The 14,858-nt window shown below is 37.4% G+C and carries 17 protein-coding genes; 6 read left to right on the top strand and 11 right to left on the bottom strand.

What is annotated here, in order from left to right; genetic code table 11:
• Positions 1-144 precede the first annotated feature (144 nt).
• The 5 genes from coaBC to crp are packed head-to-tail and all read left to right on the top strand — an operon-like array spanning position 145 to position 3,445.
• The gene (gene coaBC, locus KP712_RS00225; protein ID WP_140450186.1) at positions 145-1,347 is read left to right on the top strand and encodes a bifunctional phosphopantothenoylcysteine decarboxylase/phosphopantothenate--cysteine ligase CoaBC; all 1,203 of its coding nucleotides are present in this window, start codon (positions 145-147) and stop codon (positions 1,345-1,347) included.
• A 47-nt stretch (positions 1,348-1,394) separates the two neighbouring features.
• Entirely contained in the window at positions 1,395-1,850 is a 456-nt protein-coding gene (dut, locus tag KP712_RS00220) for a dUTP diphosphatase (RefSeq protein WP_048954243.1), read from the top strand.
• 3 nt (positions 1,851-1,853) lie between these two features.
• Entirely contained in the window at positions 1,854-2,510 is a 657-nt protein-coding gene (gene slmA, locus KP712_RS00215; protein ID WP_009499832.1) for a nucleoid occlusion factor SlmA, read from the top strand.
• Between the two features lie 21 nt (positions 2,511-2,531).
• Complete coding sequence (locus tag KP712_RS00210) at positions 2,532-2,783, top strand: YheU family protein (RefSeq protein WP_005631427.1); 252 nt, start codon at positions 2,532-2,534, stop codon at positions 2,781-2,783.
• Positions 2,768-3,445 (top strand): cAMP-activated global transcriptional regulator CRP, encoded by a 678-nt coding sequence (gene crp, locus KP712_RS00205; protein ID WP_048954245.1) that lies wholly within the window; start codon positions 2,768-2,770, stop codon positions 3,443-3,445. Before KP712_RS00210 ends, crp begins: the two co-directional genes overlap by 16 nt.
• Positions 3,446-3,809: 364 nt before the next feature.
• Here the strand turns inward: crp and rlmC are convergent, their stop codons facing one another.
• The 11 genes from rlmC to rpmH form a co-directional block, all read right to left on the bottom strand.
• Positions 3,810-4,988 carry a 23S rRNA (uracil(747)-C(5))-methyltransferase RlmC gene (gene rlmC / locus KP712_RS00200; protein WP_215770432.1) on the bottom strand — a complete coding sequence of 393 codons (1,179 nt, stop codon included), beginning with the start codon at positions 4,986-4,988 and terminating at the stop codon, positions 3,810-3,812.
• Positions 4,985-6,037, bottom strand: a complete 1,053-nt coding sequence (nagZ, locus tag KP712_RS00195; protein ID WP_140450184.1) for a beta-N-acetylhexosaminidase — start codon at positions 6,035-6,037, stop codon at positions 4,985-4,987. Before nagZ ends, rlmC begins: the two co-directional genes overlap by 4 nt.
• Before the next feature lie 3 nt (positions 6,038-6,040).
• Entirely contained in the window at positions 6,041-6,391 is a 351-nt protein-coding gene (locus KP712_RS00190; protein WP_106013503.1) for a YcfL family protein, read from the bottom strand.
• A complete protein-coding gene (gene hinT / locus KP712_RS00185) occupies positions 6,391-6,741 on the bottom strand; it encodes a purine nucleoside phosphoramidase (protein WP_065246130.1) in 351 nt (116 codons plus the stop codon). The genes KP712_RS00190 and hinT overlap by 1 nt, the downstream gene beginning before the upstream one ends.
• Before the next feature lie 78 nt (positions 6,742-6,819).
• Positions 6,820-8,688, bottom strand: a complete 1,869-nt coding sequence (ppiD, locus tag KP712_RS00180; protein WP_140450183.1) for a peptidylprolyl isomerase — start codon at positions 8,686-8,688, stop codon at positions 6,820-6,822.
• 66 nt (positions 8,689-8,754) lie between these two features.
• Complete coding sequence (locus KP712_RS00175; RefSeq protein WP_140450182.1) at positions 8,755-9,321, bottom strand: manganese efflux pump MntP family protein; 567 nt, start codon at positions 9,319-9,321, stop codon at positions 8,755-8,757.
• Between the two features lie 10 nt (positions 9,322-9,331).
• Positions 9,332-10,690, bottom strand: a complete 1,359-nt coding sequence (mnmE, locus tag KP712_RS00170) for a tRNA uridine-5-carboxymethylaminomethyl(34) synthesis GTPase MnmE (protein WP_140450181.1) — start codon at positions 10,688-10,690, stop codon at positions 9,332-9,334.
• A 178-nt stretch (positions 10,691-10,868) separates the two neighbouring features.
• Positions 10,869-12,497, bottom strand: a complete 1,629-nt coding sequence (gene yidC, locus KP712_RS00165) for a membrane protein insertase YidC (protein WP_048954259.1) — start codon at positions 12,495-12,497, stop codon at positions 10,869-10,871.
• Complete coding sequence (gene yidD, locus KP712_RS00160) at positions 12,497-12,757, bottom strand: membrane protein insertion efficiency factor YidD (RefSeq protein ID WP_005631409.1); 261 nt, start codon at positions 12,755-12,757, stop codon at positions 12,497-12,499. The genes yidC and yidD overlap by 1 nt, the downstream gene beginning before the upstream one ends.
• A complete protein-coding gene (rnpA, locus tag KP712_RS00155) occupies positions 12,721-13,080 on the bottom strand; it encodes a ribonuclease P protein component (RefSeq protein ID WP_032803246.1) in 360 nt (119 codons plus the stop codon). The genes yidD and rnpA overlap by 37 nt, the downstream gene beginning before the upstream one ends.
• 12 nt (positions 13,081-13,092) lie before the next feature.
• Positions 13,093-13,227 carry a 50S ribosomal protein L34 gene (gene rpmH, locus KP712_RS00150; protein ID WP_005539760.1) on the bottom strand — a complete coding sequence of 45 codons (135 nt, stop codon included), beginning with the start codon at positions 13,225-13,227 and terminating at the stop codon, positions 13,093-13,095.
• A 254-nt stretch (positions 13,228-13,481) separates the two neighbouring features.
• Here rpmH and dnaA point away from each other — a divergent pair, with 254 nt between their 5' ends.
• Complete coding sequence (dnaA, locus tag KP712_RS00145; RefSeq protein ID WP_140450180.1) at positions 13,482-14,846, top strand: chromosomal replication initiator protein DnaA; 1,365 nt, start codon at positions 13,482-13,484, stop codon at positions 14,844-14,846.
• Positions 14,847-14,858 lie beyond the last annotated feature (12 nt).

Below are 14,858 nucleotides of genomic sequence, written 5' to 3'. Positions count from 1 at the left end.
AGAAAAAATTTTGACCGCTCTTTTCTTGTTTTACGAGTAACTTATGTAAAGTCTGCGATATGTATCGCAAAAATAGCATTGGGCATTCAATAAAATTAAAGTAAAATAACGGAATTGTGGCTAAGTACTAACAAAGGTTGAAACATGAAATTAAACGGAAAACATATTGTAGTTGGCATTACTGGCGGAATTGCTGCCTATAAAACAATAGAGTTGATTCGTTTATTACGCAAAGCAGAAGCTGAAGTACGTGTAGTATTAACCCCAGCTGCGGCAGAATTTGTTACGCCTTTAACGCTTCAAGCCATTTCTGGCAATGCTGTCTCACAATCTTTACTTGATCCACAAGCAGAACTGGCAATGGGTCATATTGAGCTTGCCAAATGGGCTGATGCCATTATTATTGCGCCAACTAGTGCAGACTTTATTGCCCGTCTTACTGTAGGCATGGCGAATGATTTACTTTCAACAATTTGTCTTGCGACTGATGCGCCAATTTTTCTTGCCCCAGCAATGAATCAGCAGATGTATCGCCAATCCATTACTCAACAAAATTTAACGGCTCTTCAAACGCGTGGAATTGAGCTTATTGGCCCGAATAGTGGTTTTCAGGCTTGCGGCGATATGGGGAAAGGGCGCATGTCAGAACCTGAGGAAATTTTTACTGCACTTTCTGACTTTTTCTCTCAAAAACAAGATCTACAAGGATTAAATATCGCCATTACAGCAGGCCCAACGCGTGAGGCAATCGATCCTGTTCGTTATATTTCTAACCATAGTTCAGGGAAAATGGGATTTGCGATTGCTGAAGCATTTGCCGAACGTGGGGCGAACGTCACGCTAATTTCAGGGCCAGTGAATTTAACAACACCAAAAAATGTAAATCGAATTAGTGTCACCTCAGCACAAGAAATGTGGCAAGCCTCTCTTGAAAGTGCGATGAAAAATCAAATTTTTATTGGTTGTGCGGCTGTTGCTGATTACAGAGTAGTTGAAGTTGCTGACCAAAAAATCAAAAAATCTGGGGATGAAATATCTATCAAGTTAATTAAAAATCCCGATATTATCTCAGATGTAGGGCATTTAAAAACACATCGTCCTTTTACTGTTGGATTTGCGGCCGAAACCCAAAATGTTGATGATTATGCAAAAGATAAACTTGAACGCAAAAATCTTGATATGATTTGTGCCAACGATGTATCTGGCGGACAAGTTTTTAACGCAGATGAAAATGCCTTGCAGCTTTTCTGGAAAAATGGTCATAAAAAATTATCGCTAAAATCAAAAGTGGAACTTGCAGCTGATTTAGTCAATGAAATTATTGAACGCTATCAAAAAACCTTATAATTCCAACCGCACTTTTACCTAAAAATGAATTTCAAACGGAGTATGACATGAAAAAAATTGACGTAAAAATTTTAGATTCTCGCATTGGAAATGAATTTCCTCTGCCAACTTATGCAACTGAAGGTTCGGCAGGTCTTGATTTACGTGCTTTGATCGATGAAAGCTTTGAAATTCAACCAGGTGAAACCAAATTAATTCCGACGGGCCTTTCAATTTATATTGCAGATCCAAATTTAGCGGCGGTGATTTTGCCTCGCTCGGGTCTTGGCCATAAACATGGCATTGTGCTAGGAAACCTTGTGGGGTTAATTGACTCCGATTATCAAGGAGCATTAATGGTATCAATGTGGAACCGTGGAAATGAGCCATTCAAAATTGAAGTCGGCGATCGCATTGCTCAACTTGTTTTCGTGCCAGTAGTACAAGCCGAATTTAATATTGTAGAAGATTTTCAACAAACCGAACGTGGTGAAGGCGGTTTCGGTCATTCAGGTAAACAATAATTTATGGTAGAAGAACAATTATCTTTATCCGGCGTGGAAGAAATTACGCCTAAAATTGAAACCCCAAAAATTGAAAAAAGAACGGTAAAAGAACGTCGTCAACAAGTGCTGACTGTGTTGATACATATGCTTCATTCCGAACGTGGCATGGAGCGTATGACAACGGCTCGTCTAGCAAAAGAAGTTGGGGTATCTGAAGCTGCGTTATATCGTTACTTTCCAAGCAAAACAAAAATGTTTGAAGCCTTGATCGAGCACATTGAAAATACCTTATTAAGCCGTATTACCGCTTCTATGCGTAACGAAACCCAAACAATGAATCGCATTCATGATATTTTACAAACGATCTTAGATTTTGCCCGTAAAAATCCTGGGTTAACTCGAATTCTAACGGGTCATGCATTAATGTTTGAAGATGCGCAATTGCAAGTTCGAGTCGCACAATTTTTTAATCGTCTTGAAATGCAGTTTGTCAATATTTTACAAATGCGAAAATTGCGTGAAGGACGTGGCTTTAATGTGGATGAACGCGTAATTGCTTCACATTTAGTAACACTATGTGAAGGACAATTTATGCGCTATGTTCGTACTAATTTCCGTCTGAATGCAAGCCAGTCTTTCGAACAACAATGGCGTTTTATCGAGCCACTTTTTGCCTAATTGACTTTACCGAGTAAATATATGATTATTCCTTGGCAAGAACTGGAAGCAGAAACATTAGATAATATCGTAGAAAGCGTAATTTTACGCGAAGGAACCGATTACGGTATAGAAGAACTTTCACTCAACCAAAAAAAACAACTTTTACTGACTCAAATTCGCAATGGAATTGCGGTGATTGTATGGTCTGAATTGCATGAATCCATTGACATCAAAAATAAAACGGAATTTTTGAAACAGGAATGTAAGGAGCACGAATGTCAAATGAATTAACCGAAATTGATGAAGCATCAGTTCCACCACAGGAAGAAGAATCAACGACTCGAGATCCTATTTTAGACTGGTTTCTTACGCATTGCCACTTACACAAATATCCAGCAAAATCTACGCTAATTCATGCGGGAGAGGATGCAACTACACTTTATTATGTGATTAAAGGTACTGTAATGGTCTCTGCAAAAGATGATGAAGGAAAAGAAATGATCCTAACTTATCTAGGAGCTGGACAATTCTTTGGAGAAGCAGGGCTATTTGATGAAGGCTCAAAACGTTCAGCATGGGTTAAAACAAAAACAACATGTGAAATTGCTGAAATTTCCTATAAAAAATATCGTCAATTAATTCAAGCCAACCCTGAAATCTTAATGTTTTTAACCGCACAATTGGCAAGACGTTTACAAAATACTTCACGCCAAGTCAGTAATTTAGCATTCTTAGATGTAGCAGGCCGTATTGCTCAAACGCTAATGAACTTAGCTAAGCAGCCTGAAGCAATGACACATCCTGATGGGATGCAAATCAAAATTACACGTCAAGAAATAGGGCAAATGGTTGGTTGTTCACGAGAAACTGTAGGACGTATTATTAAGATGTTAGAGGATCAGAACCTTATCCATGCTCATGGAAAAACCATCGTGGTATATGGCGCGAGATAATTTTTCATCATAAATCATTCAAAATAAAACCATTCAAAACCAATTTGGATGGTTTTTGTTTAATTAGAAATAATATTCAAAACATTAATTGACAATTAATATAAAGGATTCTATCGTTATCCAACTTCTTACAAATATAGTGGGAAGACAGGATTGGTCTCCTGATATAGTGGCTTTTAAAGGTTTATAACCTTATTGCATAGTTTTATGCCGCAAAAGCTAGAACACCAAGATGCATTTTCTAATCTATGGTGGGCTAGGTAGAAATCCCGCAGGGATGCGTGCAGTAAGCCACTTGCTGTTAAGACCAATTCTGCTTAGTTCCACCACCCTTATTTCAAATTCCCAACCTTTTTATATTTCTTTAAGTATTCTTTTTTCTTTGTAGTAGAACTAATACTTCATAATGAGATGTTTGTGGAAACATATCAAAAAGTTGAATTTTCAACGGTTTATAAAAAGTGAGATGCTGTAAATCTTTGCCCATTGTTACAGAATTACAACTAGAATATAAAATAAAGTCCGATTGCATTTCGTTAAGAAATTCACTTAATTCCTTTCCAATTCCACGACGTGGTGGATTTACAATCACAAGATCTGGCTTATTCTCATTCTGATTTTTCATCACACTTGCCGCGTCTAATGATTGGAAATTTACATGTTCTAAACCTAATATTTTAGCGGAATGACTCGCCGCAAAAATAGCTGATGAGGAAATTTCAATTCCAGTCAACTCAATACTTTTTCCCCATTTTTCCTTTAAAGCTTTAGCGCAATGTAAGCCAAATCCACCCACACCACAAAATAAATCCCAGACTTTATAGATTGGTAATTCACTCACCCATTGCTGAGCTGTAGCATATAATCCCGCCGCCACTTTAGGATTGGTTTGAAAGAAACCTTGTGGGCGAATAAAGAGCGGAATACTATTGAAAATCTCAGGCAAAAATTGTTGTTCTGTCAGAAAAATTTCTTGTTCACCTTCTAAGATGGCCGCATGCTGTGGCTGTAAATTAATGCTAACCACTTCTAAGTGCGGTAATTTTTCCAATAATTTTGGTAATTCTCGACGAATTAATGGTAATTTATTTTCTGTGCGTAATACAAAACGCAACATTAATTTTCCCGTCGCGATACTTTCTGTCAGCAGAATATATTTAAGCTCGCCTTTTTGTTTAGCAATGTTATAAGGTACTAAACCAGCACGTCCAATAAAATCCTTCAAAACCGGAAAAATCAATGAAAAATGAGTTGGATAAAGGGGGCAATCACACAAATCAATCGCACTTTGTGGATCATTAGGATTTTTTAAAATGCCAAGTATCGGGCGTTCAACACTACCACTAACAACCATTTTAGCTTTATTACGAAAGCCTTGTTCATCATATTCAAAAGGAGCCAACCATTGAGCTCCATTGCAATTAATAGAAATCAGTTGCTGCTTTAAATGATGTTGTTTTTCAGTTAGCTGCTGACTATAAGGTATTTCAAGCCATTGACAAGAACGACATTCATTTTGTTTATAGTATCGACAATCAATCATTTTCTTGCGGCCTGAATATCTAGCCAACGGCTTTGAATGTCTGCGAGATTTCGGTGATTCAGTTTCCAACGTTGATCTAAAACCAAGTCATTCCACTTGAACACTCTACGTTTAAATAAATTTTTTAAGCGAGCTTGACGAGTCATAAAGTACGGTTCATTTTCAGTAAGTTCTAGATTATCTAATACTTGAATGACACCTTCACGTTCATTGCACAGTAATAAAAGATCACAACCTGCATTGAGTGCTTTTTTACTACGCTCTACAAAATCGCCCATTACACCAGCGCCTTTCATACCGAGATCATCGGAAAAAATTGCACCTTGGAAATTTAGTTGTTTTCGTAAGATTTCTTTTAACCAATATTCTGAACCACTTGCTGGTTGACTATCACATTGTCTATAAATGACATGCGCAGGCATAATGGCATCGAGTTTATTTTGTGAAATCAACTGTTGGAAAGGTTGGAGATCGCAACTAAAAATTTCATCTTTTGTACGATCATCATAAGGTGTCTCTAAATGAGAATCAGCTAATACATGACCATGACCAGGGAAGTGTTTACCTGTAGAAGCCATACCTGCTTGATGCATACCATCAATAAAAGCGGTTGCTAAATTTACCGCACTTTTTACATCAGATGAAAAACTGCGATCACCAATCGCTCGACATTCGTGTCCCAAATCCAACACTGGCGCAAAACTCAAGTCAATATCTAAGGCAATCATTTCTGCCGCCATTTGCCAACCTGCTTCGTTAGCAAAACTCACTTGTTCAGTTGCTGACAATGTTTCTTGAAAAGCCTGCATTGAAGGTAACATTGTGAATCCATCGCGGAAACGTTGAACTCGTCCGCCTTCTTGATCCACCGTAATCAATAAAGGCTTTTTCACTCGTTGACGAACAGAACGAATCAATTCTTGAATTTGTTCTCTATCTTCAAAATTTCGAGTAAATAAAATCAATCCCGCAACAAGAGGGTGAGAAAGTAACTCAACTTCCTCTTGTTCCAACTCTTTTCCTTTTAAATCAATTAACAACGTGCTCATAAATTATTTTAAATAAAGGCGGTAATTTTTACTTTCTACAGTAGGTTTAATTAAATCGATCGATTTCTCTTCTTGTGGTTTTAGCAAAAATTGAGCGGAATAGCTTTCTTGCTGATTTTCCCAAGTTTGGGTTACCCCTAAATGATCGTACCAATACAAGTAGTAACTTATATTCAAAAGTTGCTGACTTTTATTTTTTATAACCGCTGATTTTTGACTCGTTTCAACTTGAATTAAAGGTGAAAGATTAGATGTGATATTCAAAATCGGCTTCGTTGAATAAGTTAAGTTTTCTACTGAACTTGAACAAGCAGCGAGCACAAGGCTCGCCAAAATTAGAAAATATTTTTTCATTATTTCGCTAACATTCTACCTAAAGGTTCACCACCGACTAAATGCATATGTAAATGGAATACTTCTTGTCCACCATGTTTATTACAATTCACAATTAGGCGGTAACCGTCTTCCGCAATACCTTCTTCTTTAGCGAGTTTAGCCGCTACACTAAATAATCGACCTAGCGTTAGTTCATCTTGCTCCGTCACATCATTCACTGTTGGGATTACTTTATTTGGAATGATCAAAATATGTGTTTTAGCTTGCGGTGAAATATCACGAAACGCAGTGACTAATTCATCTTGATAGACGATATTTGCAGGAATTTCTTTACGGATAATTTTGCTGAAAATTGTTTCCTCTGCCATTGTTTGCTCCCTATAAAAAAGTGCGGTGAATTTACCGCACTTTTTATCAAAATTTATCTGAGATTGCAATTTAATCAATTATTGCTGTGCTTCATCATCTTGATTAATGAAAGAGTCATTGACTTCAATTTTTGCTCTCTCACGCAATCCTTGCATTAATTGCGCTTGAACTTCAGCCTGACTTGTACGTAATAATTGGGCACTAAATTGGCTTAATTCTTTATCGTTAAGCACGCCGTCTTCTACTTTATTTAAAGCAATAATAACTACATCGCCTTTCTCATTATGAGCAACTTGGTAAACCGTTTTACCTGATGTTGGTTTAGCAATTGAAAATACATCATTTGTTAAAATTGGATCTTTATTTTCACTTAAAGTAAAACTCTGCTCACTTGAGAAATTAATTCCATCCACTTTCGATTCAGCATTTTCGCTTAATGCTTTCACCACTTGTTGTGCTTTTTCGTTAAGAACATTTTCAGCCTTCTGGCGTTTTAAGAACATTTCAATATCTGCTTTCGCATCTTCCAATGTTCTCACACCTTCAGGTTTGTGCTCTAACACACGCACTACAATAGCGTGATAATCGCCAACATTCAAAGGCTCTGAATTAGCGCCTCCATTGGCAATATCAGATTCAAAAACCGCAGAAACTACATTAGGGAAATTTAATTCTGCAGGTACATTTTGACGAGAAAAATAACCGCTTTCTTGAACTTTAACACCTGCAACTTGTGCCGCACTATTCAACGATTTACTATCCTCAAAAGCCTTATCACGCACTTGCTTTTCAATTGCGTAATAACGATTTTCTAACAAGGATTTACGAACTAAATCTGCAACCTGTGCTTTCACTTCATCTAAAGTTTGAGCTTTACGCTCTTGCACTAAAACAATATGGTAATTGCCATCCACATTGATTGGTTGGCTATATTGACCTACCTGCAATGCAGCTGCAGCAGCTTCAAAGGCTTTTGGTAATTCATTCGCATTTACCCAACCTAAATCACCACCATTCTCACCAGAAACTTTATCTAAAGATTTAGCTTTAGCTACATCAGCGAAATTTGCACCTTTTTGTAATTCATCGTAAGCCACCTTAGCATCTTGCTCATTTGCAAATTGAATATGTGCTAAACGCTGAGTCATAAATTGAGCTTTATTATCTTGATAATATTGCGCAATTTCTACATCTTTAACTTCGATACCTTTTTCGATTTGGCTACCAGAGAGATCAATATATTGAACCTTCACTTGTTCTGGCTGAACAAAAGATTTTTGATTAGCCTCGTAATAAGCTTTAATTTCATCATCAGATACCGCTTGCTTTGCCATTTCATCAGCAAGAGATAATGTTGCTAAACGAACTGAACGCTTTTGAAAGAAAACTTCTGCGGTATTTTTTGCTTGAGCAGGCACGATAAACTCACTGTTAGCAACACCACTTTGCATTTGTTCAAGGGTTAATGCGCCACGCAAAATAGCTGCATAACCATCTGACGTTAAACGATTTTGTTGTAATACTTGTTGATAAACACCGTTATCAAATTTTCCATTAACTTGAAAATTAGGATCCGTCACGATTGCTCGTTTAATCATTTCATCACTGACGCCTAATTTTAATTCTTTCGCATATTGACGGAGCAATTCTTGATCAATCATTCGATTAATGGTGCTTTGACGAAGTGCGGTAACAAATTCAGGAGAATCTGACTGAGCCATAAATGCTTCGCCTTCGCGTTGTGCACGAGCCTCAAATTCTTGGTTATAGCGATTTAAAAAATCTTGTTGCGAAATCACTTCACCATTAACTTTTGCAGCGTAAGTATCATTTGAACTAAAAAGATAGCCAGACATACCGCCGACTAAAAACGATAATGTGATCAAACCCAGAATAAACTTAGCGGCCTTTGAATTTGATAAATTGTGCATTTTTTCAATTAACATTCTATAACCCTTGTTATAAATATAAAATTTTCCCCGATTATAATCTAAACGTAGAAAATTAGCATCTTAAAAAGTGAAAACACCGTGCTCATAAAGCAAGCTAATGCCAATTCCAATCAGCACTATGCCACCAAAAATCTCCGCTTTTGATCTAAATTTTTGCCCAAGAAAATGACCGCTCTTTACGCCGAATAATGAAACGATAAAAGTAGTCAGTGCAATAATTACCATAGCCGAAAAAATATCGACAGAAAGAAAAGCAAAAGATATGCCAATTGCTAAGGCATCCACACTCGTAGCTAAACCCAAAGTCAATAAACGTTTCAAATTTATAGATGGCTCTACACTTGCTTCAGAGTCTGAATTTAATCCCTCACGCACCATATTAATGCCAATTAATGCAAGTAAAACAAAACCAATCCAATGATCCCAATTTTGAATCATTGAACTGAATTGTAAGCCTACAAAAAAACCTATTGCAGGCATGATACCTTGGAAAAACCCAAAACAGAGAGAAATATAAAGAGCTTGTTTCCAACGAAAAGATCTTAATACAATACCTTTAGAAATGGATACAGCAAAGGCATCCATTGATAAGCCCAGTGCAATAATACAAAGTGTATAAAAGCTCATAATTTAGAAATTATTTTCCAATACAGAAAGAGCTAAAAATATTACCTAGCAAGTCATCTGATGTGAATTCGCCTGTAATTTCACTCAAGTAAGTTTGAACTAAACGTAATTCCTCCGCTAAAAGTTCTCCTGCGTGAAATTCTGTAAGTTGAACCAAACCAATTTGTAAATGTTCTGCGGCTTTCTCAAGGGCATCTAAATGACGACGACGAGCTAAAAAGCCGCCTTCCATGCCTGTTTGGAAACCCATTGCTTGTTTCAAATGATCACGTAAAAGTTGTACACCATCATGTGTTTGAGCGGAAAGACTAATTATTTGATACCCGTCTTCTTCGCTTTCATTTGCTTGTTCGCCATTTAAATCAATTTTGTTTCGAACAATAGTGACAGGCAACGTTGTGGGTAATTTTGCTAAAAATTCTGACCGAACTTTACTTAAATCTGCACTTTCAGGATCGCTACTATCTAACATCAAAATAATACGATCGGCTTGTTCAATCTCCGTCCATGCGCGAGAAATGCCAATGCGCTCGACTTCATCGGTTGCATCTCGAAGACCCGCGGTATCAATAATATGCAATGGCATGCCGTCAATATGAATATGCTCACGCAATACATCGCGCGTTGTACCCGCAATATCCGTGACGATAGCCGCTTCGCGACCAGCAAGCGCATTAAGCAAGCTCGATTTGCCTGCATTCGGACGACCGGCAATCACCACTTTCATGCCTTCACGTAAAATAGAACCTTGTTTGGCTTCAGAGCGAACATCTTCTAACTGATTAATAATACCGCGTAAGTTTGCTTCAATTTTTCCATCCGCCAAGAAATCAATTTCTTCATCAGGAAAATCAATGCTCGCTTCCACATAGGTACGTAAGTAAATAACCGATTCAACTAATTCATTTACTTTCTTTGAAAATTCACCTTGCAAAGATTTTAATGCTGAGCGCGCTGCTTGTTCTGATGTCGCATCAATTAAATCTGCAATGGCTTCCGCTTGAGCAAGATCCAATTTATCATTCAAAAAAGCTTGTTCAGAAAACTCACCCGGTCTCGCCAAACGGATTCCATCAATTTGTAAAATACGTTTGAGTAATAAATCTAATACAACCTGCCCACCGTGACCTTGCAATTCTAATACATCCTCACCAGTAAATGAATTTGGTGATTTGAAGTAAAGGGCAATCCCTTGATCTAAAATAGTGCCATCAGCATCTTTAAAAGGGAGATAATCAGCCATTCTTGGCTTAGGACATTTCCCTAACACCGCTTGTGCAACTTCTGTTGCTAAAGGCCCAGAGACTCTTAAAATCCCAATGCCACCACGACCTGGCGCAGTAGCTTGAGCAACGATTGTTTCTTTCATAAAAAACCTATTATCACGTAGAGTAAGCATACTCTAGACTAATCGTAATATTACCCTATTGAGAAAATGTATATATTTACCAACAGCGCTATTACTATCATTAACCGTAGCAATATTTACCACGACTGATAAAACAAAGAAAGGCACTTTTGGTGCCTTTCTTTCCATTCATTTAAGATTATTTCTTACGAGAATGTAATCCCTTTTTCTCTAATCCACGGTAAATCAATTGCTGTTGTGCAATTGTAATTAAGTTAGAAACTAACCAATACAACACTAAACCAGCAGGGAACCATAAGAAGAAGAACATAAACACTAATGGCATAAAGTTCATCACTTTTTGCTGCATTGGATCAGCCACTGGTGTTGGCGACATTTTTTGCAACAAGAACATTGAGATACCCATTAAAATAGGGAAAATATAATAAGGATCTTGTGCTGATAAATCTTGAATCCAACCAAAGAACGGAGCATGGCGTAGTTCAACAGCTTCCATAAATGTCCAATACAATGCAATGAAGATTGGCATTTGAAGAAGAATTGGCAAACAACCACCAAGTGGATTTACTTTTTCTTCTTTATAAAGTTTCATCATTTCTTGGCTCATACGTTGGCGATCATCACCAAAACGCTCACGCATTTCTTGCATTTTAGGTTGCAACATACGCATTTTAGCCATTGAAGTATATTGTGCTTTCGTAAGTGGATACAAAATTGCTTTCACCACGATTGTTACACAGATAATCGCTAAGCCCCAGTTAGATACAATCCCTTGAATAAAGGTTAATAACCAGAATAACGGTTTAGCAATAAACCAAGCCCAACCGTAATCAACTGTTAAATCTAAATGGTTTGCTACGGTAGCCATTTGATTTTGAAGTTTAGGCCCAGTCCATAATGAACTTGTAATCGTCTCTTGACCACCAGCAGGAATTGTCACAACTGGACCACGATAACCGATTGAAGCGACATTATTTTTAGTATCTGTAATTGTGTAAAGTTGATTATTTACATCTTGATTAGGAATCCAGGCAGATACGAAATAATGCTGTAATACTGCAACCCAACCAGCTTTAGTATCAATAGAAAGATTATTATCTTTCATATCGCCAAAACTATATTTTTTATAGTTTGTTTCTGAAGAAGAATATGCGCCACCAGTATAAGTTGGCATTGCGACATTACCAGAGCTTTCAACAATAGAATGTTTTAATTGACCATAAGGCTCCACTTCAATAGCTTGACCACTTTGGTTATCAATCTTGTAATCTACGCCTAAATCATAGCTACCACGTTTTAATACGAAGATTTTTTGATAAGTTACACCATCTTTTTCAAAAAGAAGAGGCACAGAAAGAGATTCTTGACCATCTGCTAATTTAAAATTATCACCTTCAATTTGATATTGCGCACGACCGGAACGAGTATCGATACCGTTTTTACCAATTAAACCACTTTGTGCAATATACACATGTTCTTTGGTGTCTTTTAATAACTCAAACGGTGTTTTTGAATCCAATTCTGCATCATATTTTAATAATTCAGAACTAATTACATCACCGCCTAAAGTATCAACTTTCAAACGAAGTACATCGTTTTCAAGAGTAATAATACGGCCATGAGTTTGAGAATCTGCTACGACTTGTGAATTAGAAGAAGGAGAACTTGCCGGAACATCAGAATTGGCTGTCATTGAAGTTGTTTGCTCAGTTGGCACTTGTGGATTTTTATCCAACTGCCATTGCTGATAAACAAGGAAAGAAATAAAAATTAGCGCTAACACTAATAGGCTACGTCTTGAGTCCATTATTTTTTCTCATCGTTATTATTGATTTTAGGTGGAACAGGATCGAATCCACCAGCGTTCAAGGGGTGACATTTTAATACACGTTTTAGAGTAAGCCAACTACCTTTTAACAATCCATGTGTTTTTAACGCTTCAATGCCATAGCAAGAACAAGTGGGCACAAACCGACAACGAGGCCCGATAAGAGGACTAATAACAAGTTGATAGAAACGAATAAATCCAATTAAGATTTTTGCACCAAACGAATGTGTCGTTGCCATAATTTTTCTAAGATTTGCACAAAAGAGCTATTATCAAGCTTACCAATACCACCTTTTGCAACAAAAACAAAATCACATGCTGGTAAACGATGTTGCGATAAACGAAAACTTTCTCGTACTAAGCGTTTAATACGATTACGATCATGGGCTCGTTTTAAGTGTTTTTTAGCCACAGTCAAACCTAAGCGAGGATGCTCAAGATTATTTTTTCTGGCAAGGATGGTTATTTCTGGAGTGCTAGCTCTGAACGGTTGTTCGAAGACATTTTTGAATTGAACGGGAGTTAACAAACGTAACTCCCTTGAAAAGTTCAGCTTAACCACTAAGAACGGTGATTATGCAGATAAACTTTTACGACCTTTAGCACGACGACGCGCTAAAACTTGACGGCCATTTTTAGTTGCCATACGAGCACGGAAACCGTGAGTACGACTACGTTTTAATACAGAAGGTTGAAATGTACGTTTCATTGTAATCTACCTAAATCCAGATTATAAGTTAATAAAAATAGAGCGCAATTTTAATCATAAAATACGCGTTCGTCAAATAAGAAACGGAAATTTTTCGGGAAAAACTCTCGAACTTCCAAAATCGGGGGGATTATACGGATTTTTGTATAAATCTCAAGCCGATTTTTTAGAAGATCTTTCCACGCATTTATTGTAAAATCTCCGCCAATTTTTACCGCACTTTTCTCTATTACAAAAACAACAAGGATCCTTTTGTGAATCTCTCAAATCTTTGGCAAAGTTGCCTGTTACAACTTCAAGATCAAGTTTCGGCCAGCGATCTTAGCACTTGGCTTCGTCCTTTACAGGCTGATGTGGTGGCGGATAACCACATTGTTCTATATGCTTCTAATATGTTTGTGAAAGGTTGGGTAGAAACTCATTATCTCGCACAAATCCAGCAAATTTGTCAAACACTTGCACAAAATCCTGAACTTCGAATTTCTTTAAAAGAAGGGGTCAAACCTGCACCTAAAGTAGTAGAAAGTGCACCAAGTGGCAATCCTAAAACAGAAAGTGCGGTAGATTTTCAAGCTGAATCTAGTGCTTCAGTAAAATTTGAATCCCATCTAAATACTAAACACTTATTTGATAACTTTGTTGAAGGTAAATCGAACCAACTCGCACGTGCAGTTGGTCAAAAACTTGCTCAAGCGCCAGGTGAACCTTCAGCCAATCCATTCTTCTTATATGGTGGTACAGGTTTAGGGAAAACCCACTTATTACACGCGATTGGCAACGGTATTTTAGCCAATAAACCGAATGCGCGTGTGCTTTATATTCACGCAAATAACTTTATGCAACATATGGTAAAAGCAGTGCGTGATAATAAAATGGATCAATTCAAAAAATTCTATCGTTCTCTCGATGCGCTTTTAGTGGACGATATTCAATTCTTCGCTGAAAAAGAAAAAACTCAAGAAGAATTCTTCCATATATTCAATAACTTATTTGAAACTGGTCGCCAAATTATCTTAACATCGGATCGTTATCCTAAAGAAATTGAAAGAATTGAAGAACGTTTAAAATCACGTTTTGGCTGGGGCTTAACAACAGCCATTGAGCCACCCGATCTTGAAACGCGTGTAGCGATTTTATTGAAAAAGGCAGAAGAACATAATATGAACTTGCCAGAAGAAGTCGCTTTCTTCATTGCTCAACGCTTACGTACCAATGTTCGTGAACTTGAAGGAGCGTTAAATCGCGTGAAAGCAATGCAAGACTTCAAAGGCGGTGACATTGATATTGATTTCGTGCGTGACACTTTAAAAGATATTTTGGCTCTGCAAGAACGCTTGGTTACCATTGAAAATATTCAAAAAGTGGTGGCTGAATATTATCGAATTAAGGTTTCAGATTTAAAATCAAAAAGTCGTGCACGCTCGGTGACTCGTCCTCGTCAAATTGCCATGGCATTAGCAAAAGAATTAACAAACCGCAGTTTGCCTGAAATCGGTCGCGCATTTGACCGTGATCACACGACCGTATTAAACGCTTGTCGCGAAGTCCCAAAATTCCGCGAACAAGACAATAGTATTCAAGAAGATTGGGCGAATTTAATCCGCACTTTGTCCGCATAAAAGGAGAACGCA

The organism is Haemophilus sp. SZY H68 (genome assembly GCF_018829685.1).
In the GTDB taxonomy this organism is placed as follows: domain Bacteria; phylum Pseudomonadota; class Gammaproteobacteria; order Enterobacterales; family Pasteurellaceae; genus Haemophilus; species Haemophilus haemolyticus_K.
Note: the sequence above shows the minus strand (reverse complement) of the source record. Positions and strands in the feature narration are given on the sequence as shown.